The sequence below is a fragment of the Thalassotalea sp. ND16A genome (assembly GCF_000764205.1).
GTDB lineage: Bacteria > Pseudomonadota > Gammaproteobacteria > Enterobacterales > Alteromonadaceae > Thalassotalea_A.
This window is the reverse complement of record NZ_JQDZ01000068.1, coordinates 113,071-135,294: the sequence shown is the minus strand read 5'-3', so window position 1 is coordinate 135,294 and position 22,224 is coordinate 113,071. Positions and strand designations below refer to the sequence as shown.

Sequence of the window (22,224 nt, the reverse complement as noted above, 5' to 3'; positions counted from 1 at the left end):
CAATAGTAAAAATCAGCATTAGATAAATGAGTAAAATCTATTTATCATTGGCTAACATGAATAATGTAATTTTACGTAATTCAGGCCACGATTCATAGATCTGGCTCAATATAACCATAAAAAAAAAGGTTTTTGTCACCAATATGTCTAATAGTAGATTAAAATTTCCCCAACCAAGCAAAAATATATTTATAACGGCGATTATGTTGTTCTTAACTGCTTGTACAACACCTTTACCTCAGCAACCTGTTGTTGAACAATTATTGCAGGACAAAAATGAAAGAGCAGCACAACTTGCTCAGTTAACCAGCTGGACAATTAAAGGTAAAATAGCCTTTATTGAAGGCGATGATAAACAAAGCGCCAACCTATACTGGCAACAAGATAACAATACCTTGCAATTAAAGCTCACCTCTTTTCTTGGCGTCAATGTATTAACGCTAAGCTCCGCAAATGAGCAGCATGTACTAACAGCAAACGGTAAAACTTACACCGATGATAATTTAGAAGATTTGCTTAATCAGGTTTCAGCAATACGTTTGCCGGTAAAAGCACTCAGTTACTGGCTTAAAGGCTTAAAAGCCCAAACTGAAGATGTGGTACTATATAGCCAAACGACACAACTGCCAGAAACGTTAAATGCCTGGGTAAACCATACTTACTGGCACATTGACTATCAACAATATAACTTGGTAAACAACTATCGTTTAGCCAACAAAATTTCGATAAAGCATCGAGACCTGACCATAAAAATTGCCATTCATCATTGGGATATAGACTAGTGACTACAAGTTTTCAGCGCTTTTCTTCGGTTGCCAAAATCAACCGTTTTCTGCACATCACCGGCCAACGAGAAAGCGGCTACCATGAACTGCAAACTGTTTTTCAGTTTTTGGATTTTGGTGATTTTCTTGAATTTAAAAAAAACAGCACTGGTGAAATTAACTTATTAACCCCTATTCCCGGGGTAGATAATGACAATAATTTGATTGTAAAAGCGGCAAAATCATTGCAACAACACTCTAATTGCACCGTTGGGGTTGATATCAAACTGGACAAAAATCTGCCTATGGGCGGTGGCTTGGGTGGTGGTTCTTCAAATGCAGCAACCACGCTTCTGGCATTAAATAAAATTTGGCAACTAAACTATACAACAGACACGTTAGCGGCACTCGGGGTAAAGCTTGGTGCTGATGTACCGGTATTTGTCCGCGGCTTTACCGCTTTTGCCGAAGGTATCGGCGAGCACTTAACCCCGGTAGATATTGATGCTCCTTGGTTTTTAGTCACCATACCCGACTGTTCTATATCTACCGCCGCCATTTTTGCTGCCAAAGATTTACCGCGCAACACGGCAAAAATGACGATTGAAAATATCAATATTGCCGCCTGCCATAATGATTGTGAAAACTTGGTTATAAAACTTTACCCTGAGGTTGCCAAGATGATGGCTTGGTTGTTAGAATACGCGCCATCAAGATTAACCGGAACTGGTGCCTGTATATTTTCAAGCTTTGAAGATAAACAATCGGCGCTTACCGTGCAATCAAAGCTACCAGATGGTGTAAAATCATTTGTAGCAAAGGGCTTAGCTCAATCGCCTATTTTGGCGGAGTTAAAGCAAATTGCTTAATCGGTAATTTGTGCTCTACTTGGGTATAAGGTTTTCTTATATCTGCCACTAAAAACAATAATATTGTTTTTAGTTTTGCTAACATTTAGTTAGCCCACACAGCATCTGATTAGTACTAATAAAATAGTAAGGTCGTTTGTATTATGTTTAATGTCATCAAAGTTTCTGAGGAACTGACAGTGCCTGACATGAAGATTTTTGCGGGTAACGCCACCCCTGAACTGGCTAAGAAAATTGCAGATCGTTTATACATTAATTTAGGCGATGCAAAAGTAGGCAGTTTTAGCGATGGTGAAATCAGCGTTGAAATAACCGAAAACGTTCGTGGTGCGGATGTTTTTATTATCCAATCTACTTGTGCCCCAACCAACAATAACCTGATGGAACTCATTGTTATGGTTGATGCGCTACGCCGAGCCTCTGCGGGCCGTATTACTGCGGTAATACCCTACTTTGGCTATGCACGCCAAGACCGTCGTGTTCGTAGTGCCCGTGTACCAATTACCGCGAAAGTAGTTGCTGACTTCTTATCTAGCGTAGGTGTTGATAGAGTACTTACCGTTGATTTACACGCGGAACAAATTCAAGGTTTCTTTGATGTTCCGGTAGATAACGTATTTGGCTCTCCTATCTTGCTTGAAGATATGATGAGCAAAGATTTTGATAATCCAGTGGTTGTTTCTCCAGATATTGGTGGTGTTGTACGTGCGCGTGCTGTCGCTAAAATGTTGGACGAGTCTGACTTGGCTATCATCGATAAACGTCGTCCTAAAGCGAATGTTTCACAAGTAATGCACATTATTGGTGAAGTAAAAGACAGAGACTGTATTATCGTTGATGACATGATTGATACCGGCGGCACGCTTTGTAAAGCTGCCGAAGCTCTTAAAGAGCATGGTGCACGTCGCGTATTTGCCTACGCCACTCACCCGGTATTATCTGGCAACGCTGCTGAAAACATTAAAAATTCAGTTATTGATGAAATGATCGTCACCGATTCCATTCCATTAAGCCCAGAAATCAAAGCATTAAAAAATGTTCGTCAATTAAGCTTGTCTGGCATGTTATCTGAAGCTATTCGTCGCGTAAGCAACGAAGAGTCAATTTCAGCAATGTTTGATGCGTAATAGCAAGTGGATTAAATAAAGGAAAAGTACAAAACGCAACAATTTGCTTTAGATGTACCCCCTTTATAAAAAAAGTGCGCTTAATGGCGCACTTTTTGTTTGTTAAGCCTCTGAAAAATGTTATCATTCGCCGCCTTTTTTAAGTCAGTGCAACCTTGTTGTTACTAAACTTACTAAAAGCTGCCCTTATTATTGATAATAATGGGCATTAGCATTATTTTTTGGTCGCGAAAAATAATTAAATTTTAAACAATATCAATTTGATATTTAAAAAGAGTAATCATTATGGATTTATTAAAATTAGATGCTGAAGTTCGTACAGACATGGGGAAAGGTGCGAGCCGCCGCCTACGTCACGCGGACAAAGTTCCAGCAATCGTTTACGGTGCGGGTCAAGAACCAGTATCTATCACTTTAGCACACAACAAAGTTTGGCGTGCACAGCAAGAAGAAACTTTCTATTCTCAAGTTTTATCATTAAACGTAGGTAAAAAGAAAGTTGATGTTGTGATCAAAGATATGCAACGCCACCCGTTTAAAGATTTAGTTATGCACATTGACTTCTTACGTGTTGACGCGAAGACAGAACTACACACTGCAGTTCCAATTCACTTCATCAACGAAGAAGAAGTAACTAAAGCTGGTAACATCGTTGTTCACAACTTGAATGAAATCGAAGTTGCATGTTTACCGAAGGACATCCCTGAATTCATCGAAGTAGACGTTGCTAACCTTGAAGTTGGTCACCCATTACACTTATCTGATATCGCTCTTCCAAAAGGCGTTACCTCAGTTGAGCTTGCTAAAGGCGAAGATCACGATTCAGCTGTTGTATCAGCAAGCGTTCCAAAAGCGGCTAAAGTAGAAGATACTGATGAAGCTGTTGAAGGTGACGCAGAAGAAACTACTGAAGAATAATCGCTAAGGAATCTCCTTGACGACTAATATTCAGTTGGTTGTGGGCCTGGGTAATCCAGGCCCCGAATACGCCAAAACCCGTCATAATGCCGGAGTCTGGTTCGTTGAAGAACTGGCAAAACAATACAACATTACCCTCTCGCCTGATAAGAAGTACAATGGCTTATATGGTAAAGGCCTGATTGGCTCTAACCTGGTCCATTTACTGATCCCTACTACCTTTATGAATCGCTCAGGCAAAGCCGTTGCCCCATTAGCGAATTTTTTTCGTATCCCGGTAGAAAACATCTTGGTGGCTCACGATGAGTTAGACCTAGATCCTGGGGTTTGCAAAATTAAACTCGGCGGTGGTCATGGTGGCCATAATGGTTTACGAGATATCATCTCGTGCATGGCTAATAATAAAAATTTTTACCGACTCAGGATTGCTATCGGCCATCCAGGGCATCGCGACCGGGTAACCGGTTACGTGTTGGGCAAAGCCCCGGCAAGCGAACAAGTTCTATTAGAGCAAGCAATTGATGAAGCCGCCAGGTGCTTTTCCATCTGGGAAAGTGATGGCTTAAAAAAAGCGCAAAATAGACTACACACATTCAAAGCAACAAGCTAATTAGCAAACAAGATTATAGGAACATATCATGGGATTTAAATGCGGCATTGTTGGTTTACCTAACGTTGGTAAATCTACCCTTTTTAATGCATTGACCAAAGCCGGTATTGAAGCCGCAAACTTTCCGTTTTGTACTATTGAACCCAATACGGGTGTGGTTCCGGTACCGGACCCACGTATGGATAAATTAGCCGAGATAGTACAACCACAAAGAGTACTACCTACCACCATGGAGTTTGTTGATATTGCCGGCCTGGTTGCAGGTGCTTCAAAAGGTGAAGGACTGGGCAATAAATTCTTAGCGAACATTCGCGAAACCGACGCCATTGGTCATGTAGTGCGCTGTTTCGACAATGAAAATATCGTTCATGTTGCCGGTAGTATCAGTCCTGCTGATGATATCGACGTGATCAACACCGAATTAGCGCTTGCCGATATGGATACTGCCGAACGTGCAATTTTCCGCCAAGCCAAACGTGCCAAAGGTGGCGATAAAGACGCTAAATTTGAAGTATCAGTATTGGAAAAAATTCTTAAGCATGTTGAAGACGGCGAAATGATCCGCTCGTTAGATTTAAGCAAAGAAGAACTTGCCGCTGTTGCTTATTTTAACTTTTTAACATCAAAACCAACGATGTACATTGCCAACGTTAATGATGATGGCTTTGAAGATAACCCTTACTTAGATCAAGTACGAGCAATTGCTGAAAAAGAAGGCGCTGTAGTGGTAGCCGTTTGTGCAGAGATTGAAAGTGAATTATCGGAAATGGATGAAGACGAACGTCAAGAATTCATGGAAGATTTAGGTATCACTGAACCAGGATTAAACCGGGTAATTAATTCAGGATACGGCTTATTGCACTTACAAACTTACTTTACTGCTGGCGTAAAAGAAGTAAGAGCATGGACAGTAAAAGTGGATGCGACCGCACCACAAGCCGCTGGCGTGATCCACACCGATTTTGAAAAAGGATTTATTCGAGCTGAAATTGTTTCTTATGATGATTTTGTTGAATTTAACGGTGAGTCTGGTGCCAAAGAAGCCGGAAAATGGCGCTTAGAAGGCAAAGAATATAAAGTGAAAGATGGTGATGTGATCCACTTCCGCTTTAACGTTTAAATTTAAGTTTAAAACTTAAATACAGAATAAAACAAGCCGGATTTCATCCGGCTTGTTTTATTCTGTATTATCTTAGGTTAAGGCTGTGGGGTTAAATAAAACCGCCCGGTTGCATCGCTCAAACCACAAGCCATAGTTTTCGCCGAGATATCCACTTGCAAAGTTTCATAACCCGCCGCTGAAATTATTAACTGTCCTTGTAATGGGGCATCATACGAGCTGATAATTCTGCTGTTATACTGGCATTGTTCATCTTCGCTTTCAGGTATTTCTAGCTCTTCACTATCGTCTTCAGAGTGAATCACTGCAGAAGCAGCACAACTGATATTTTGCCAGCTATCCTGAGCTAACACGGTCACCCGATATGTCGGTTCAATAACTGGCTCACAAACATAACCATAATCCTGGGCAACAATAAAACGAGTGATCGAAATGCCAAATTCGTCATCAACGCTGTCTTTATAACGATCAACACTGATACTTATTGGGTAGCCTAGTTGCTCATGGTATTCGACTTCGATTTCATCAACAGTGCCTATTAGCATATCAATAAATTGAAATAGCTCAGGAATGGAACTTACCCATTCTTGTGACAGGTCATCGCCTTGCTCAAAGCGCAATTTATCATTGTTGTAGCGCTTTATCTCACTGCCGCTGACTTCAACACTAAACGAGGTATCCATGTTGCCGCAAAAACAACCGATAGCAATATCAAAGGCATAATCATCAATATATTGCTTTTCCCAAAGCGCTTTATTTTTATTAAGTTTTTGCTGCTCTTTATTACTATCTCCGCCACATGCGGTTAACAGTGATAGCAGGATAAGAGTCATCCCTAATGCAAAAAATCTTTTCATTTTTCTTCCCTTTTTAAGTGACAACAGCCTCACTGCGGTCATCACTTATGTTAATTTATCCTTACTTATTTGCGAGCATTTCATCGATAGAGTACTTGCCTGCGCCTTGGATCAAAGTCATAACTACGCCAGCTAACAACAGCAGTTGAAACTCATAACCGCCTTTGCCAAACATACCGGCATCTAAATGCACAAACCCGATTGCAACTAACATAAGCACTACCAAACTTAATGATGCTAGGCGAGTAAACAACCCAGCAATTAACATCATGCCACCAAACGTTTCTGCTGCACCTGCACAAAGTGCCAAGATATAGCTAGGCTCTATTCCCATACTGCCTAACCAGCCAGCAAACTTGTCCGGGTTGCCTTCCGCAAATAACTTTCCCCAACCATGGCCAATAAAAATGATGCCCATCACGACTCGAACTGCAAGCAAGCCCAAGGGGTTGTTATTACTGGTACATATTTTTTTCATTGTTTCATTCATATATTCACCTATTACTTTGTTTTTCTTATATATATTTTAAAGACATAATTAGATTAATTAAAAAGTCAGTTGAAGTAAACTTAATTAAAGCAGATATTAATTAGCTTGCAGCACTATCTTATTCTCGCCACCTTTAGGTAATTGACCTGCATAATATTGTTCAATATTGTCGCGTTTTAACTTTAAGGTTGGCGTTAACAGTTCGTTTTCTATGGTCCAGGGGTCGCGACAAACAAATAAGAAGTCTAACCGTTGATGACTCTCTAATTCACTATTTACCGCAACTAAGGTTTCAGCTAGTCCCTTTTGGATGTCACTATTAGAGCGATCGATGCCTTCTGCCAGTACCACTAAAGCAATAGGCTGTTTTAGACCTAAGCCCATCACACAAACTTGTTCAATATCGCTGTTTCTGCACAGCATACTTTCGATAGGTACCGGGATCACGTACTTGCCTTTTGAGGTTTTAAACTGCTCTTTGATACGACCAACTATTTTATAGGCGCCATCATCCGTAACCTCACCTTTATCGCCAGTGTGAAACCAGCCATCGGTAAATGAAGCTTTGCTAATTTCCGGATTTAAGTAATATTCTTTAAATACCGCATCACCGCGGATCATCACTTCATTTTGCTCTGACAGTTTCATTTCGACACAGTCGACTGGTACACCAATACTGCCAAGCCGTTGTTCATTAAAAGGAAAATTTCCACAAGACAAACCTGATGTTTCGGTCATGCCCCAACCTTCACCGATATTAATGCCAATTTTTTGGAACCATTTAAGGAGTGAAATTGAAATAGGCGCAGAGCCACTGGCAAATACTTTAGCGTTGGATAACCCCAGCTTTAACCGGATCTTTTTCGCCACTTGCTTACCTATAATTGGTAAACTCAATAACAGCTTCAACTTTTTATCCGGCATTTTGGCCAATATTTGCGACTGAAACTTAGCCCACAGGCGTGGTACCGATAAAAATATGGTAGGAGATGCGTGTTGTAAATCATCAATGAATGTTGACAGATTATCGACAAAAAACACCTGAAAGCCCGCATCAAAAGCAGCACCTTCAATGACACTTCTTTCGGTAATATGCGCTAGCGGTAAATACGAAAGAGCTCGGCTGTTGCTAGTTGCATTAATTACCGAGCATGTACACTTGGCCGCCGAAGCCAAATTTTTATAACTAATGATTACTCCTTTGGGGGAGCCCGTGGTGCCCGAGGTATAAACAATCGACATACAATCATCAATATGTGCCTGATGTAACTCAGTTAAAGGCTGATAAGCGGCTAACCACTCTTGCCAGGTTACCTGACAATTGATCGTTGGATAAGGAAACGCAATGGTGAGTGTTTCAGCAGGTATGGCGGCAATTGCCGCATCAAGCGAATCAAGTTTGCCAACAAACATCGCTCGCACTTCGCTGTGCTTTATCACATAGGTGATGGTTTTCGCGCCAGCGGTAGAATAGATAGGAACGCTTATCATCCCTGCCATCATTATGGCTAAGTCGACAATGAACCATTCGGCACAATTTTTAGAGAGTATGCCAATCCGATCGCCCGGTTCAAATCCTTGAGCTTTCAAGCCTTGCGCAATTGCTCTTGCTTGTTGTTCAACTTCATTAAACGAAAATGTATGCCACTTCCCGTCTATCGGCTGATGCAGGTAGGGCTTATCACGATGTTTATTGCTATTGTTGAGGAAGTTTTGTAACGAGGTTTGATAATTCATAGCAGCTACTGTTTATTATTTTTAATCAGTATAGATAAATAATATCAGCTTGACTAATTGCCGGTTCATTTTTAGTGGTTAAAACTATGATGAAACTTGCCAAAAAGTGATATATCGGTAACATATCGGCTGCGAATAAACTAATAAGAGATCAATTGGATGATACGGATTGCTTTAAGCTTGAGCTTAAGCTTGCTCATGGTGGCTGGATGCACAACAAGCAACACAGTCGAACGTATTGAACAGCCTGACTCGGTGGTCAAATATAAAGATGATTCAACGAAATCGGGCCGCTATTCAAATTTATACCCAGGAAAGAAAACGTATCCCGAAACATGCATCGATAACTGTTATCCCAAATCATCACTGCTGGCTTGTGAAGCCCCTGCAGAAAAATGCAAATTTACCGGGGTTCAGCCCCAGCTCCCCTTAACTACAGGGTTTTCTATTCGATGGCTCGGACATGCCAGTTTTTATATTGAGAGTCCTGACGGCAGTACCTTGTTACTTGATCCGGTTAGCGGTCAGTTTGACTGGCCAGTAAATTGGGCCTTTCGAATCAGTGAAGGCTTTAATCGTCAAGCTGCCGTTTGGCCATCTGAAGAAGAAATTGCCAATATCGATGCTGTTTTGTACTCTCATATCCACTACGATCACTTCAATAAGGATGATATTGAGAAAATTGGCCCGGATACCGAATACTACGTACCTATGGGCTTTGCTGAACATTTCCCCGCAGACGGTTATCGAATCAATGAAATGGCTTGGTTTTCAACAGCATCGATGGGAGAGTTAGCCATTCATTTTGTACCCGCACACCACTTTAGCAGCCGAGTTTGGGTGCCATACATTTATGAAGATGACGATGCTACTCTCTGGGGCGGCTGGGTTGTGGAATACAAAAACCAGCGCATATTCTTTGCTGGCGATACCGGATATTCTCAACATTTTAAAGATATCCAACAACGCTATGGTGATATGGATGTGTGCTTATTGCCCATTGCCTCATACTTTCATCAAGAGTACGGTGCATGGTATCGCTATGTTCATACTACGCCAGAGGACGCACTAACTGCCGCGAAAGAACTCAATTGTAAAGTGATGATCCCCTGGGGGTACGGAAACGCCAGTTGGAAAATGGGCGACCTCAGTTCTCACTCTGCCCTGTTACGATTATTGCATATGCATAAAGAAATGGCATCGACAATACCGTTACATATTCTTAATGAAGGCGAAGGCGTAGCATTATAGTTGGGCTTTTAATCAACTTGGTATAATGTTATCCCGTTCAGAAACAAGTGACTTTAGTTTATTTAACCGGTGATAAGCCCTTTGCTCGATTATCAATTGCGTCATCGAGTTCAAAGTTTTCGTCTCGCCACATTTTTGCTTCACTATAACTGAATTTATTTGAAGCCCACTGAAACGCACCTTCAACCGATAATCCTGACGCTTTCCAGCCGGCAGCGTCTTCGGGGGTAAATTTATTTAAAGCCCAGGGAATGATTTCATTAGCATTGTTGAATCCTTGCTCAAACCATAACTTTACTTGTTCCGGTTTCAGCCCAGCGTCCACATAGGTACCTACTTGCTCTACCGTTACGCCAATGTCTTTCCAGTTAGATATTTCAGATTCAGACATGCCCTCCCAACTGGGAGCACTTGCGCAAGAACTGAGTAAAACCATAAAAAATAAAATGAGAAATTTACGCATTTAATTATCCTTATTCCATTTTCATATTGACTACCCTAGTTTAGGTTAAAGTTCCAATATTCACCAGAAGTCGGGCGCCTTGGGTATTTAAAAGCTTCAAATTCTACTTGCTACACTGTATTAGTGTCAGTCAATGTACGACGACCATTTACGATATTTTAGACAAAAAAAAGCTGATGTATCAAACATCAGCTCTTTCATCAGTAGCAAAAGCTTATAGAGGTTTTACGTTCTCAGCTTGTGGGCCTTTTTGACCTTGAACTACTTCAAATTCTACTTGCTACACTGTATTAGTGTCAGTCAATGTACGACGACCATTTACGATATTTTAGACAAAAAAAAGCTGATGTATCAAACATCAGCTCTTTCATCAGTAGCAAAAGCTTATAGAGGTTTTACGTTCTCAGCTTGTGGGCCTTTTTGACCTTGAACTACTTCAAATTCTACTTGCTGACCGTCAGTCAATGTACGACGACCAGAACCTTCGATAGCACGAAAATGAACGAATACGTCAGGACCGTCAGTTTGCTCGATAAACCCGAAACCTTTTTCGTCATTAAACCATTTTACTGAACCAAATTTTGTATCAGACATAATACTCTTTCCTAAATTTATAAATTAATTGTGTTACAACCCCGACATGGAGATCTAGCTTTTTATGTATTACTTAATATGTCGATATGTTGGAACAGGTTGAACTTATAAATCGAGATAAATCGTATTGCATTTTCAAGCTTGCGGAGGTGAGTATACCTATTTACCTTGTCTTGGCAAGCGATATATAAATAAATAGTCAATAAACCTTTGATTTTAATATTTAACCGCTGCCGGTGCTTTTAGCTGTAATTATTAGTATTAAATTTTCGTGTATTCAGGGGCTAATAAATGATCCACTTTTTGCCAATGTCCATTTTGATATTTCATTTCATAAAATGGCCAATAGTTATTATCGATTTTCAGCGTGATCACATTAGAGTTGTTATTAAAGTCCAAGGTTTTAATTAAAACGGAAGTTTGATGAGGTTTACCTTTCACCGCTTTGACAAAATCCTCAGTTGTTTCAATAGCCTGGCCATCAATTTCGACAATACGCTGCATCGCATAAATGCCATAACGGGTTGCCGGAGAACCATAACTATAACTTGCCACATAAACCCCATCAGTACTAACGTTGCCTTGTAACTGTGCGGCCCGATGAGGTGCATGTAAGTACAACCCTGACCAATAAAATACTTGGGTGATATCATGCCCATATAGAGGTGTTGTGGTTAGCATTACCGTATTAACCTCACCTTCACTAAAGTAAGTTACCGACACTTCTGGCAATTGGGATAATTTTTCAACCTGTCGAAACGAAGAGACCGGGATATTATTTATCGCCAGGAGAATATCTCCTCGTTTAAATACTTCAGCACTCGATGAGCTGGCGGCAACATTATAAATAGCAAGTAGCTTATCGGTTTTGGGGTTTTGCTGTTTTAACTTAATTAACCACTCATTGGTTAAGCCCATTTGTAATGCATTTACTGGCGCTATTTGGGTTAAATTTATATCCAAAGAATAAATCGGCTTGTGGTTACTCACCAGTGACATTATTTCATCAACATATTCGATCGCCATGCCAGCGCTGACACTGGTAATGTCTTTGCCTCTTTCACCACTTTGTTCGAAGGTTGACCAAAGGGCGGTGACTTCGTTATCTGCATTCACTAAAATTCCATCAATAACCGTATTAGGGTTTACTAAATAAGTGACTTCGATATTTTTTTCAATATATTGAGGAACGTTAAACTGACGAAGCCATAATTCTTCCTGAGTATCTACAATGGTGTCTCGGTATTCAATAACACCATCATAATTGAGTCCCATTTGCAGCACAGAATCACCAGCAACCATTGCCCGTTTAGCTAACGTGATTTGCGCAACTTCAATACCCGTCAATAACGAAGGGGAATATGACACTAACGCCAGATTATGCAGCGGGTGAATATACTCAACCTTAGCATAGACTTCCAGACGATTATCAAAGACTAGTTTAACGTCTCCCAACATACTAAATACGACATTCCGGGGAACAACAACCCAACCTTTTTTCACATCAACAATGACACCGGTACCGAAGCGACTGTTGTTACCGCTTCGGCCCTGGATAGAATAGGGGCTGGTAAAACGAACGTTGACTAAAGCATTTTTTAATTGATTATCTATGATGGCAGCTGGCATGTTACTGCCATTATCCTGAGTCTGCTCGACCTTTGCCGGAGCTGTCGCTTTAATGCATGGCCAATAACCTAATTCAATACTTTTCTGACAGTAACTATGTTCAAACCAGGTGCGATTAATTTCAACTAATGCATAATTTGTGGTATTTGCCGTGGCAGCATCAAAGTAACGCAGATTGACTTTTTTGCCATTTTTAATTTGACTTAATTGCTTATGTAAATCTTCAACGTTATTAATGTTAACGCCATTAAATTCAGTGATCACACTTCTATGAGGCACTCCCGCTTGTCTAAACGAACCAGCAGAATTGGCAACAAAAACGCCTTTGATCGGCTTATTAAAATGGCGGGCTTGTTGATACGATAAATTATGAAAAGTGCCGCCATCAAATTTTAGGAAGGCCAAAGGTGTGATGTCATTTAAATCACCAACCTTTATTGACTGTGATAACTCTACGCCACGCCGCAATATCAATACGTCTATGTATTGGTTTAAGTGTTCATTTAAACTGCTTTCAAGAGTTGAAAATTCCGCGATTGTTTGCTGGTTAATCGCTAATAAAATATCGCCCACGGCCAAAAGGTTTGCTGCATTGCTTTGTGGAATAATTGACCGTACCACCAACAGCCCTTTTAACTCAGGATACTGTGTACGATATTGTCGGGCTAACTCATCACTTAACCCTAACCTTTCTAGTTCAGCATAAGGTGTAGATTTAAATGTGGTTTGTAGCGTGCCGCGGGCAATAGGCTCGTTTTTTTGTAATTTTTTTAACGCTAATTTTATTTTACCTAACGGTAAATAGAACGCATTGGCAGATTTGGATAGACTTCCTGCATTTAAGGCAACCACCTCACCACGATTGTTTATCACCGGAGAGCCCGATGAGCCGCCACTTGAAGCCGTAGCGGCTTGAATATAAAAAATATTGAAATCGTTGTAACTGCCTTTGCCATAATGCGGAGCATCTCGGTCGAGTCTCGAAATGGTACCGTCTAGAATCGATATTTTTTGCCCCGCGTCATTACCAATAATGCGAATTTCCTGACCAACAGTTGGACGGCTATCACTGAGCTTAAACTCATGGGGATTGAGATGTTTTATCTGCTCAGGTTGATAACGATAAAAACCAAAATCATGAACGGGATCGATATACAGCGGGATTAAGTCAATTTCTTCATTATTAATTAAGATGGCTTTAGCCGTTACCGGGCCAGGAGTTACCACATGACGATTGGTTAAAATAATGCCTCGTTTGGCATCGACAATAAAGCCGGTGGCAACACTACTGCTGTTCCATTTACCATCAAAGCTTACCGGAACATCCATTTGAATGCTGACAACACCACTAGAAACTAATTTTACCGTTTCATTCCAGTTTTTTTCCGCCGTTAACGACGCACAATTACTTAAACAAGCAAAAGAAATAAATATCAGTAACCATACTCGAAACTGCGCTTTATTTGTATCTTGTATGAACATCCGTTTCCACCTTAATTTTAAGTTATAATTTTACTATATCACTTACATTATACCAATTTGATTTTTTAATAAAAAACACTTAATAAATTCAGCATTGAAGTTGCGCGACATCCCAATCCAAGGTGGCGAATAACTGTTGCCAATGGTCATCGAAATCTGCGGTTATGCACATAGGTTGATTGGTGACCGGGTGGGTAAATTCTAGTTTTTGTGCATGTAACATCAAACGCTTAAAACCAAAATGTTCGGCAAAAAACGGGTTTTGCTTATTATCACCATAATTGATATCGCCAATAATGGGGTGACGTAAATGAGCCAGATGTCGACGTATTTGATGGCGCCTGCCAGTATGCGGTTGTAAGCAGATGAGCGAGTAACGGACGCTGGGAAACTTTCCTAAAGCAATAGGCAAAGATGCGGTAAACACACTGTTATAGTCGGTAACGGCAGCTTGCGCGGGCTTATCTTTAGCCACAAATTTGTCCCCCAATTTATCCAGTTTCTCTTTGAGTGGATAATCCACCTGGCCTGCCCCCAATAAATGGCCACGAGTTAACGCATAATAGGTTTTTTGAATGGTTTTATCGGTAAATGCCTGTCCCATGTTTCTGGCAACGTCTGCAGATAAACCAAACAGCAATACCCCCGATGTGGGCCTGTCCAGGCGGTGCAATGGATAAACATATTGCCCCACCATATCGCGAACTAATTGCAAGGCAAAGTATTTTTCATGCCTGTCCATGAAAGAGCGATGGACAAATAAACCACTCGGCTTATTCACAGCCACTAAATGTTCATCTTGATAAAGAATGGTTAATTGTGGTGGTAGTTCTTCTGCTTCGAGGTCCATAGTTTCAGCGGCAGACACACTTTCCACGTTAGTTGTATTTAGCTTTGGTTTATCTGACATAAAGATGTTGCTCTCTCTTGCCACTTAACAACTCATCGATATCGGCAATCACATTAATTAGCTCTGCAGCCGTGTTACCTTTTTCTTTAAAGGCTTCTTCCGCCATCGGACACAGCGATATTTGTGTCGGCAATGCGAGATTTTTCTTTAGCATTTCTTGCATTTTTTCAATAAAGATAAATTGCAGCCATTGCGCAAACGATAAAGTATCGATACAAAAAGGCTGTCTGCTAGCAAGCGCAGATGTTGATGGTTGTTCAATTTGCCATAAATTGCTTGCCCGCAAAGCCGTGGTTAAGGCATTGAGTAAAAGCGGCAGCTGTTGGTGTTTTGTCGACATATGCAATTATAAAAATCAGTAAGTGAGCACTATTATTGGCATTATAATTATTTAAAATCGTTTTGGGTATTACTTTGACATAGCTTGGGTATATAATGCCGACATTATTCATCGATTACCTGCAAATAATGGCAACCAAGCAAAACATATCTACCATTTCTGAACTTTTACAATTATCTGACTCTTCCTATCGTATTTACGACATGGGTAGAAAAGTGACTAAGCTTGCCAGGCAAGACTTTGAAAAAGTAGAAAAAGCCATGCAACCTTACCCTTTTCCGATTCAAGGGCATGCTTGTTTTGCCATAGTATTTTGGCAAAAAAATCCAGCGACGCCTTACATTTGGTTTGTCAAATTCCCTCTTGATGAACGGGGGTTATTAAATCAGGGCGCGCGCAACCATTATTTAGCGATAATTTTAGAAGCACTTGGCAGCGATTTAAGCCAAGATCCTAGCGAAAAACAAGAAGAACTGTTAAAAGCAAACCCGTATAACTTTAAGCCTACACAATACAAGTTAGCAGCACTCAATGCGGTGGTAAAACGCGACTTAAAACAAAACGCTTCTGAGCATTACGAACATTGTCAGTTATATTTTAGCGGCAAACTTGGTTGGGATAGCTGGCAAGGCATAGGGGTACAAGGTTTATGTGATTTTGCCGCCAGACTTGATGCAGTAGAAAATCAACAGGCGTTAATTCATGCCCTAGCTCATGTTCCAAGTCAGGTTTTCAACCCGTTATGTTCGGCCTTAGAAAATCAGCCATTAGCCATTTCAGTAGTCTCGGCATTTATCGAGCAGGCAAACGTCGAGTTGAGTAAAAGCAACATCGATGCCGAGAGACTAGCCAGTATTCTTAGAGCCGTATCTGCCAATGCACAAAACCCAGTGGTGAAAGCGTTAATCGTTGCGATCATCAACAATGAAAAGATAACCGAGTTAAATCTTATTTTAACCATTTCAGGCAGAGCCTGGCTGGCCATTGACGAACTGGATACGTTAACTTTATTTTTAGAGAAACTGGTTGGCCTGGTGGCACAAGATGTTTTCATGGCGGTTTTTCAAGACTTGATCGCCCTGCCCGCTATCAGGCCAACGTTGTTGCAATGCATTCGCAGCCCACAGCGTAGCGAGCAATTATCTGCAGCAATTGGTCAGATTTTTGCGCAAGTAAAAGGACAATAGTTAGGGTACCAACATGGCTGAAATTTACTTTTTATTATTTACTTTTTTGATCGTTTGGTATTTTATTTCCCTGAGAAAAATTGCCGAACGTGCGCGCGCATTAACTACGCAACATTGTGAACAACACGGCTTGCAATTTATCGCGATTGCCCGCTGCAAAACTGGCTTTGGTTCTTCCAAGCGGCAAGGGATCTTTATTAAAAGTGTATTCGAATTTGAGTTTAGTGGCGATGGCGAAAGCAGCTATAAAGGTTACTTAACCATGCATGGTAATAAAGCGGTAAACTTTGATTTACCCGCTTATAAAGTATAATGTCTAGTGGCTTAACAATGAGCAAAAGTTTAATTCACCTGCAGTAAAAGCCCGTCCATTGTCAAACAGCAGGAGATAGTTACTTCCTAGTTGACCTCGATCAAAACATTCTAACCATTTCAGGCGCATGCTTACCCTAATCACGATGCTAGGGTAGGCTTATATGGGTAAAAATATAACAAAATTGGAATATTGCGCAGAAGATTTCCAGCAATTTCAACAGTGCTTATATCAACAACTCGAGCATTTAAAAGAGGTGTTAGTACAACCCAACTTTGGTAAGCAAACACTGAAATTTGGCGCGGAACTGGAGATGTACCTAGTCGACGAGCAAGGTCAGGTAAGTTTAAGCAACCAAATGTTACTCAAACAACTTGATGACCCACAATTTCAACCCGAACTGAATCAATATAACCTAGAGCTGAATTTATCTGCGGTAGCACAAGAGGGCCGGCCTTTTAGTCAATTGCGTCAAGAAATTCAACAAAAGACTGACCATTTACAAGCCCTTGCCAAACCTCACGGCATCTCAATTGTGCCTATTGGTATTTTACCTACGCTTCGAGCCGAGCACCTTAACAGTGAATATATGACGGATCTGGGGCGCTATCACTGTTTATCACAACAGCTCTATCAGCAACGCGGTGACGATTTTAAAATCAACATTAACGGCGAAGAGCCGGTAAACATCACCGTTGGTGACATATGTGCAGAAGGGGCAAATACGTCTTTTCAAGTTCACATGATGACGCCGTTTGATAAATTTAAACAAGTTTTTAATGCCGCACAATTAACTCTGCCTTTAGTCACCGCCATTGGCGCTAATTCGCCGATATTTTTGGGCAATCGTTTATGGGACGAAACCCGCATTGCATTATTCAAACAGTCTATCGATATTCGCAATCGCGACGATATTCAATGGCAGCAACCGGCACGAGTGAATTTTGGCTTTGGCTGGCTGCGTTCCAGTGTTTGGGAAATATTTGCCGAAGCCGTTTCGCTTTATTCGCCAATTTTGCCGGTAACCGTAAGCCAAGAATCATACCGCAAGCAGGACAGTCAACTGCCCGAGCTCAGTGAATTGTCTTTACACATGGGCACGTTATGGCCATGGCATCGACCCGTTTACGATCATCATGGTAATGGCCATATGCGCATTGAATTTAGAGCAATTCCTGCCGGGCCAACCAGCATAGATATGGTTGCAAATGCAGCCTTTGCGATTGGTTTGGCCAATGGCATGAGCGACACCGTTGACGAAGTGATTAGCGTATTACCTTTTAAACATGCCGAATATAATTTTTATCGTGCAGCTCAGTCGGGGTTAAACGCCAAAATATTGTGGCCTTTGCACAACAAATATCAGCCGGAGGAAGTGCCAATCAGCACGGTAATTAAAACCTTAATTCCGGTTGCTAAATCCGGTCTGGCAGCGTTAGCTGTTGCAGCCGATGAAATTGATTTATACATCGGCATTATTGAACAACGCCTGGCGCAAAATATCACCGGCGCAATTTGGCAGCAACAAGCTCAAAAATTCTATGAGCAACAATTTGATAAAGATACCGCCTGCAAGAAATTAGTCATGCAATACATTAAAAACAGCCAAAGCTGTGAACCTGTGGCAAACTGGGAGCGATTATGTCCATAGATTTTTCCGAAATAAATTACTTACAAGATCCCGATATCATGTCGTTAAAAGCGGACTATGATCAGTTTTTACTGTCGATTAGTGGTCCAACAATTATCGACATCTCTGGCAAAGAGCAAAGCAGAACCCGGGTGATCACCACCCTGATTCACGGCAACGAACCCTCGGGATTAATCGCCGTACATCGTTGGTTAACGGCATTAAAAGCCGGAGACAGGCCGGCCACCAATTTGAGATTCATTATTTGTTCACCAGAGGCTGCAAGCCATGCGCCAATGTTTCAGCATCGCTACCTTGACGACGGTATGGATTTAAACCGATGTTTTGGTGCTGAACTCGAGTATGGTTACTTTAAAAGAGCAGCACTCATTGCAACCGCCATTAGAGAAGTAAAACCCGAAGTCGTAGTCGATTTACACAATACCTCCGGCTTTAGTCCGGCGTTTTCGGTAAGCGTTGAAAAGAATGAGATGGCACTATCGCTAACCGCGCTTTTTTGCCAAACCTTGATTTTATCAGATATTCGCTTAGGTGCATTGATGGAGCAAGACTTTGGCTGCCAAACCATTACCATCGAATGTGGCAGCAGTTGTGATATTCAATCGCATGAAGTGGCGTACAGTGGCATCAAACACTTAGCCACAATAACAGATTTGGAAAATTGTCATTTTGACAAAGAAATTGATATTTACCTTAAACCGCTACGCTTACAAGTAAAGCCAGGCATACCAATTTCGTACCATGGCATTGATGAAGGCAGAAATGGCTTAACCTTGATTAACAACATTGAGCAACATAACTTTGGCATTATCCGCGCTAACCAAATACTGGGTTGGTTAGACAGCTACGGCTTGGAAAACCTGCAAGTATTGGATGTAAACGGTGAAAATGTGGTGGATCAATATTTTGCGTTACGTTCGAACCAGCTGGTTTCTAAAATTGATTTGAATATTTTTATGGCAACCAAACAATTGGCGATTGCCAAGTCTGATTGCATTTTGTATTTGGTTGCCAATCAAAATCATATCACCCAATAAAAACTCGCCTGGATAAGAGATAATGGTTTGAACGCTGATGGTAGGGTAAATCCTCAGTGTTCTTATACCAAAGGGATTAATTCTTGTTCCAGTACCTTTGCATTTCTAAAAATAAAAAGGATGCGGTCCAGGTGATCAGCACCAGGCCGGTAAGCGATTCAATTCCGGTAACAAAGCGAATGGCGCCATGTGGGGCAATGTCACCAAAGCCTAATGTGGTATAACTGGTAAAAGAGTAATAGGCACAATCGAGTAAACTGCCGTCAAAATTACCTTCAAGGACACCAAATTTATCGGTTTTTAATAAAAAATAATAGGTGGTGGCAAATATCCAAATTTCGATACAATGGGCAATCAATGCGCCAAACACACCAATGACAATTTGGTATTTATTTTTATAATGCAGGTACGGCAGTTTTTTCGAGAGAGCAAGCAAGACCTCATAATGCAAAAGCACCGATAGCGCGACAATAGCAATATTAATTAAGGTTAAAGTAAGCATGATACTGCCTTATTATTTTTAGTTAATCATGCCCGACTTTTATAACATTGACAACAAACACCGTCGCATTACAGCAATTCAAATTTATAGTCGCTACAGTAAACTCCCATTCAGTGATAATTTACTTTAACCGGTATTTGCTTTGCGCAGATTAAAACTAAATTGGCTGCCTTTACCAAACTGGCTTTCGGCTTTAATATCAATGTTCAATAAATGCAGTAATTGTTTGGTTATGGCTAACCCTAGGCCATTGTGCTTTTGCCCATTCTCAACAGAATTACTGGCACGGTACCTGGCATCGAAAATATAGGACAACTCTTCTTTTTTAATGCCACTGCCATTATCTATAACGTTTAGCTGACACTGTGCCTGATCAATATCTTTTATCAATAAAGTAACTTTTCCACCATCATCAGTATGCCTTAAGGCGTTCTCGATAAGGTTACTTATGACTCGATCAAGTTTACCAATGTCACAATACACTTGTACATTGCACTGTGGTGGAGCTATCTTCAGGGTGATGTTGCGCTCATTCGCCTGCAAGCTGAATTTGGCCACGATGTCATAGAGTAACTCACCCAAATTAAACACTTCCTGGTTAACCGAGACCTGTCCGCCCTCAATATGCGCCAATTCAAAAATTTGATCGATCAATTGATTCAACTGCTGAGAATTTCGTAGCACTGTTTGCATAAATTGTTGTCTTTTCTGCTCAGTTAGACTTATCGAATTTAATGCTAAGGTTTCAATATAGCCTTGCATTGAGGCTAAGGGCGTGCGCAAATCGTGAGAAATATGTGACAGTAACTCTCGTCGCTGCTGATCGGTTTTTGTTAGCTTTGCCAATTGATAATTTATCTGTTTAACCAATTGCGCAAACATACAACCTAATTGGTGCATTTCATTGCTGCTGTTACCATGCCAGCGAGTTAAGTTAATGGTACTGCTATCAAAGTTTGAGTCAATAAAGGCTTGCATGTCTTGATTTAGCTGACGCACAGGGTTAGTAAAAAAACGAAACAAGCCAAGCATCAAGATCAGCAAAAACCCTAAGGCTGCCGCACTTAACACCAGGTACATTTTCAATTGATGACTTAACTGATTCGAATTAAACACTTCATCGTATTGCTCGCCAGCAACGATGACATAGAGATACCCGGTTAATTCAGCGCCATTAAATATTGGCGCCGCAGAAAATATTTTTTTACGGCTAAGGTGGCGCGGATCATCGCCAAAAACCGGCAGTGGTGCGTGTTCTTTTATTAACGAAAATATCGGCGCTAAATCCACTTTATCGCGTTTTACCAAAGATTTATCTGCCGAATAAGTCAGAATGCTGCCACTTGGGTCGAGAAAATAAAATTCGAATGCGGGGCCCAGCACCATTAAGGTATGAAACAGATTTTCAAGCGCGCCATGCTCGTAAACCCCTTGTTGTAACAGCGGATTATCACGGGCCAAAGACGCCGCAAGCGACAGGTGTAACCGTTGTTGCGACTGGTACCTAAGTTGCTCTGCTACTTGCTCAGACCAAAAATAAAATACGCTGGCAATGGCAATAAACACTAAGCTTATTGACAGCGATAATCGCTGATAAAGCGAAAGTTTCATCCGCACACGCCTTGCCGGTTGAATTTATAGCCAACTCCCCACACGGTTTGTACAATTAAAGGCTTAGTGACGTCTTGTTCAAGTTTATTGCGTAACCGGTTAATGTGAGAGTTAACGGTATGTTCATAGCCACTATGGTGATAACCCCATACCGAGCCTAATAATTGTGCCCGCGAAAATACCTGTTCAGGATGCGATGCTAAAAACAATAATAAATCAAATTCGGTTGCGGTTAACTCGAGTGGATTTCCCGAAAGACGGGCTTGATGACTAATTTGATCAATTTCTAAGTGCCCTATTGACAACATTTGTTCTACATCGGTGCCATTATGCCCTTGCTGTTGATGTAATTGATGCAATAAGTGAACTCTTCTTAACTGACCACGTACTCTCGCTTGCAGTTCACGTACGCTAAAAGGTTTGGTCATATAATCGTCGGCACCAAGTTCTAAACCCAAAACTCGGTCGGTTTCTGAAGTTCGTGAGGTTAAAATCATAATCGCTTGTTCCGGTTTTTCACTGCGCAGCTGCCGACAAATATCTAACCCCGATATTCCGGGTAACATGACATCGAGAATCACTAAGGCGTAATCTTTACTGAGCGCTTTCAGTAACCCCTCGTTGCCACAAAGACAAATCTCTACCGACAAAGATAACTCGTGCAGTTGCACGGCAATTAAATCGGCAATGTCTTGTTCATCTTCGACCACTAAAATTGTGTCTGACATTTCTCCACCTAAGGTCAAAAGTGACCTTAGGTGG

At 41.1% G+C, this 22,224-nt stretch carries 22 protein-coding genes; 11 read left to right on the top strand and 11 right to left on the bottom strand.

Going from position 1 to position 22,224, the window contains the following annotated elements:
* Window positions 1-143: 143 nt before the first annotated feature.
* The 6 genes from lolB (at window position 144) to ychF (ending at window position 5,408) form a co-directional block, all read left to right on the top strand.
* Window positions 144-782, top strand: coding sequence for a lipoprotein insertase outer membrane protein LolB (gene lolB / locus ND16A_RS0119340; RefSeq protein WP_081945589.1), 639 nt, complete (start codon window positions 144-146; stop codon window positions 780-782).
* Window positions 782-1,633 (top strand): 4-(cytidine 5'-diphospho)-2-C-methyl-D-erythritol kinase, encoded by an 852-nt coding sequence (gene ispE, locus ND16A_RS08050; RefSeq protein WP_033077859.1) that lies wholly within the window; start codon window positions 782-784, stop codon window positions 1,631-1,633. Before lolB ends, ispE begins: the two co-directional genes overlap by 1 nt.
* A 179-nt stretch (window positions 1,634-1,812) precedes the next feature.
* Window positions 1,813-2,760, top strand: coding sequence for a ribose-phosphate pyrophosphokinase (locus ND16A_RS08055; protein ID WP_033077955.1), 948 nt, complete (start codon window positions 1,813-1,815; stop codon window positions 2,758-2,760).
* A 285-nt stretch (window positions 2,761-3,045) separates the two neighbouring features.
* Complete coding sequence (locus ND16A_RS08060) at window positions 3,046-3,678, top strand: 50S ribosomal protein L25/general stress protein Ctc (RefSeq protein WP_033077858.1); 633 nt, start codon at window positions 3,046-3,048, stop codon at window positions 3,676-3,678.
* Between the two features lie 16 nt (window positions 3,679-3,694).
* Window positions 3,695-4,288, top strand: a complete 594-nt coding sequence (gene pth, locus ND16A_RS08065; protein ID WP_033077857.1) for an aminoacyl-tRNA hydrolase — start codon at window positions 3,695-3,697, stop codon at window positions 4,286-4,288.
* A gap of 28 nt (window positions 4,289-4,316) precedes the next feature.
* The gene (gene ychF, locus ND16A_RS08070) at window positions 4,317-5,408 is read left to right on the top strand and encodes a redox-regulated ATPase YchF (RefSeq protein ID WP_033077856.1); all 1,092 of its coding nucleotides are present in this window, start codon (window positions 4,317-4,319) and stop codon (window positions 5,406-5,408) included.
* Between the two features lie 77 nt (window positions 5,409-5,485).
* Here the strand turns inward: ychF and ND16A_RS08075 are convergent, their stop codons facing one another.
* From ND16A_RS08075 to ND16A_RS08085, 3 genes are all read right to left on the bottom strand, one after another.
* Window positions 5,486-6,265, bottom strand: a complete 780-nt coding sequence (locus ND16A_RS08075; protein WP_033077855.1) for a DUF6174 domain-containing protein — start codon at window positions 6,263-6,265, stop codon at window positions 5,486-5,488.
* Window positions 6,266-6,326: 61 nt separating this feature from the next.
* Window positions 6,327-6,755, bottom strand: coding sequence for a DoxX family protein (locus ND16A_RS08080; RefSeq protein WP_033077854.1), 429 nt, complete (start codon window positions 6,753-6,755; stop codon window positions 6,327-6,329).
* Between the two features lie 96 nt (window positions 6,756-6,851).
* Entirely contained in the window at window positions 6,852-8,492 is a 1,641-nt protein-coding gene (locus ND16A_RS08085) for an AMP-binding protein (RefSeq protein ID WP_033077853.1), read from the bottom strand.
* 159 nt (window positions 8,493-8,651) lie between these two features.
* Between ND16A_RS08085 and ND16A_RS08090 the strand changes: the two genes are divergently transcribed.
* On the top strand, window positions 8,652-9,743 hold the full coding sequence (locus tag ND16A_RS08090) for an MBL fold metallo-hydrolase (RefSeq protein ID WP_033077852.1): 1,092 nt from the start codon (window positions 8,652-8,654) through the stop codon (window positions 9,741-9,743).
* 58 nt (window positions 9,744-9,801) lie between these two features.
* Here the strand turns inward: ND16A_RS08090 and ND16A_RS0119335 are convergent, their stop codons facing one another.
* The 5 genes from ND16A_RS0119335 to ND16A_RS08110 all read right to left on the bottom strand — a co-directional run bounded on the left by ND16A_RS0119335 (window position 9,802) and on the right by ND16A_RS08110 (window position 15,161).
* On the bottom strand, window positions 9,802-10,206 hold the full coding sequence (locus ND16A_RS0119335) for a hypothetical protein (protein ID WP_052073116.1): 405 nt from the start codon (window positions 10,204-10,206) through the stop codon (window positions 9,802-9,804).
* Between the two features lie 384 nt (window positions 10,207-10,590).
* The gene (locus ND16A_RS08095) at window positions 10,591-10,800 is read right to left on the bottom strand and encodes a cold-shock protein (protein ID WP_033077851.1); all 210 of its coding nucleotides are present in this window, start codon (window positions 10,798-10,800) and stop codon (window positions 10,591-10,593) included.
* Window positions 10,801-11,061: 261 nt separating this feature from the next.
* A complete protein-coding gene (locus tag ND16A_RS08100; protein ID WP_033077850.1) occupies window positions 11,062-13,911 on the bottom strand; it encodes a trypsin-like peptidase domain-containing protein in 2,850 nt (949 codons plus the stop codon).
* Between the two features lie 88 nt (window positions 13,912-13,999).
* On the bottom strand, window positions 14,000-14,821 hold the full coding sequence (gene truC, locus ND16A_RS08105) for a tRNA pseudouridine(65) synthase TruC (RefSeq protein ID WP_200880837.1): 822 nt from the start codon (window positions 14,819-14,821) through the stop codon (window positions 14,000-14,002).
* Window positions 14,811-15,161 (bottom strand): YqcC family protein, encoded by a 351-nt coding sequence (locus tag ND16A_RS08110; protein WP_033077849.1) that lies wholly within the window; start codon window positions 15,159-15,161, stop codon window positions 14,811-14,813. Before ND16A_RS08110 ends, truC begins: the two co-directional genes overlap by 11 nt.
* Window positions 15,162-15,256: 95 nt before the next feature.
* Here ND16A_RS08110 and ND16A_RS08115 point away from each other — a divergent pair, with 95 nt between their 5' ends.
* The 4 genes from ND16A_RS08115 (at window position 15,257) to ND16A_RS08130 (ending at window position 19,349) form a co-directional block, all read left to right on the top strand.
* Complete coding sequence (locus ND16A_RS08115) at window positions 15,257-16,348, top strand: DUF3549 family protein (protein ID WP_052073115.1); 1,092 nt, start codon at window positions 15,257-15,259, stop codon at window positions 16,346-16,348.
* A 13-nt stretch (window positions 16,349-16,361) separates the two neighbouring features.
* Window positions 16,362-16,661, top strand: coding sequence for a DUF3301 domain-containing protein (locus ND16A_RS08120; RefSeq protein ID WP_033077848.1), 300 nt, complete (start codon window positions 16,362-16,364; stop codon window positions 16,659-16,661).
* Window positions 16,662-16,824: 163 nt separating this feature from the next.
* Window positions 16,825-18,312, top strand: a complete 1,488-nt coding sequence (locus tag ND16A_RS08125) for a hypothetical protein (protein ID WP_033077847.1) — start codon at window positions 16,825-16,827, stop codon at window positions 18,310-18,312.
* Window positions 18,303-19,349 carry a succinylglutamate desuccinylase/aspartoacylase domain-containing protein gene (locus tag ND16A_RS08130; protein ID WP_033077846.1) on the top strand — a complete coding sequence of 349 codons (1,047 nt, stop codon included), beginning with the start codon at window positions 18,303-18,305 and terminating at the stop codon, window positions 19,347-19,349. The genes ND16A_RS08125 and ND16A_RS08130 overlap by 10 nt, the downstream gene beginning before the upstream one ends.
* Before the next feature lie 76 nt (window positions 19,350-19,425).
* Here ND16A_RS08130 and ND16A_RS08135 read toward each other — a convergent pair whose 3' ends face one another.
* The 3 genes from ND16A_RS08135 to ND16A_RS08145 form a co-directional block, all read right to left on the bottom strand.
* Entirely contained in the window at window positions 19,426-19,851 is a 426-nt protein-coding gene (locus ND16A_RS08135) for a potassium channel family protein (protein WP_033077845.1), read from the bottom strand.
* 126 nt (window positions 19,852-19,977) lie between these two features.
* Window positions 19,978-21,462, bottom strand: a complete 1,485-nt coding sequence (locus ND16A_RS08140) for a sensor histidine kinase (protein ID WP_033077844.1) — start codon at window positions 21,460-21,462, stop codon at window positions 19,978-19,980.
* The gene (locus ND16A_RS08145; protein ID WP_033077843.1) at window positions 21,459-22,190 is read right to left on the bottom strand and encodes a response regulator transcription factor; all 732 of its coding nucleotides are present in this window, start codon (window positions 22,188-22,190) and stop codon (window positions 21,459-21,461) included. The genes ND16A_RS08140 and ND16A_RS08145 overlap by 4 nt, the downstream gene beginning before the upstream one ends.
* Between the last annotated feature and the right edge of the window lie 34 nt (window positions 22,191-22,224).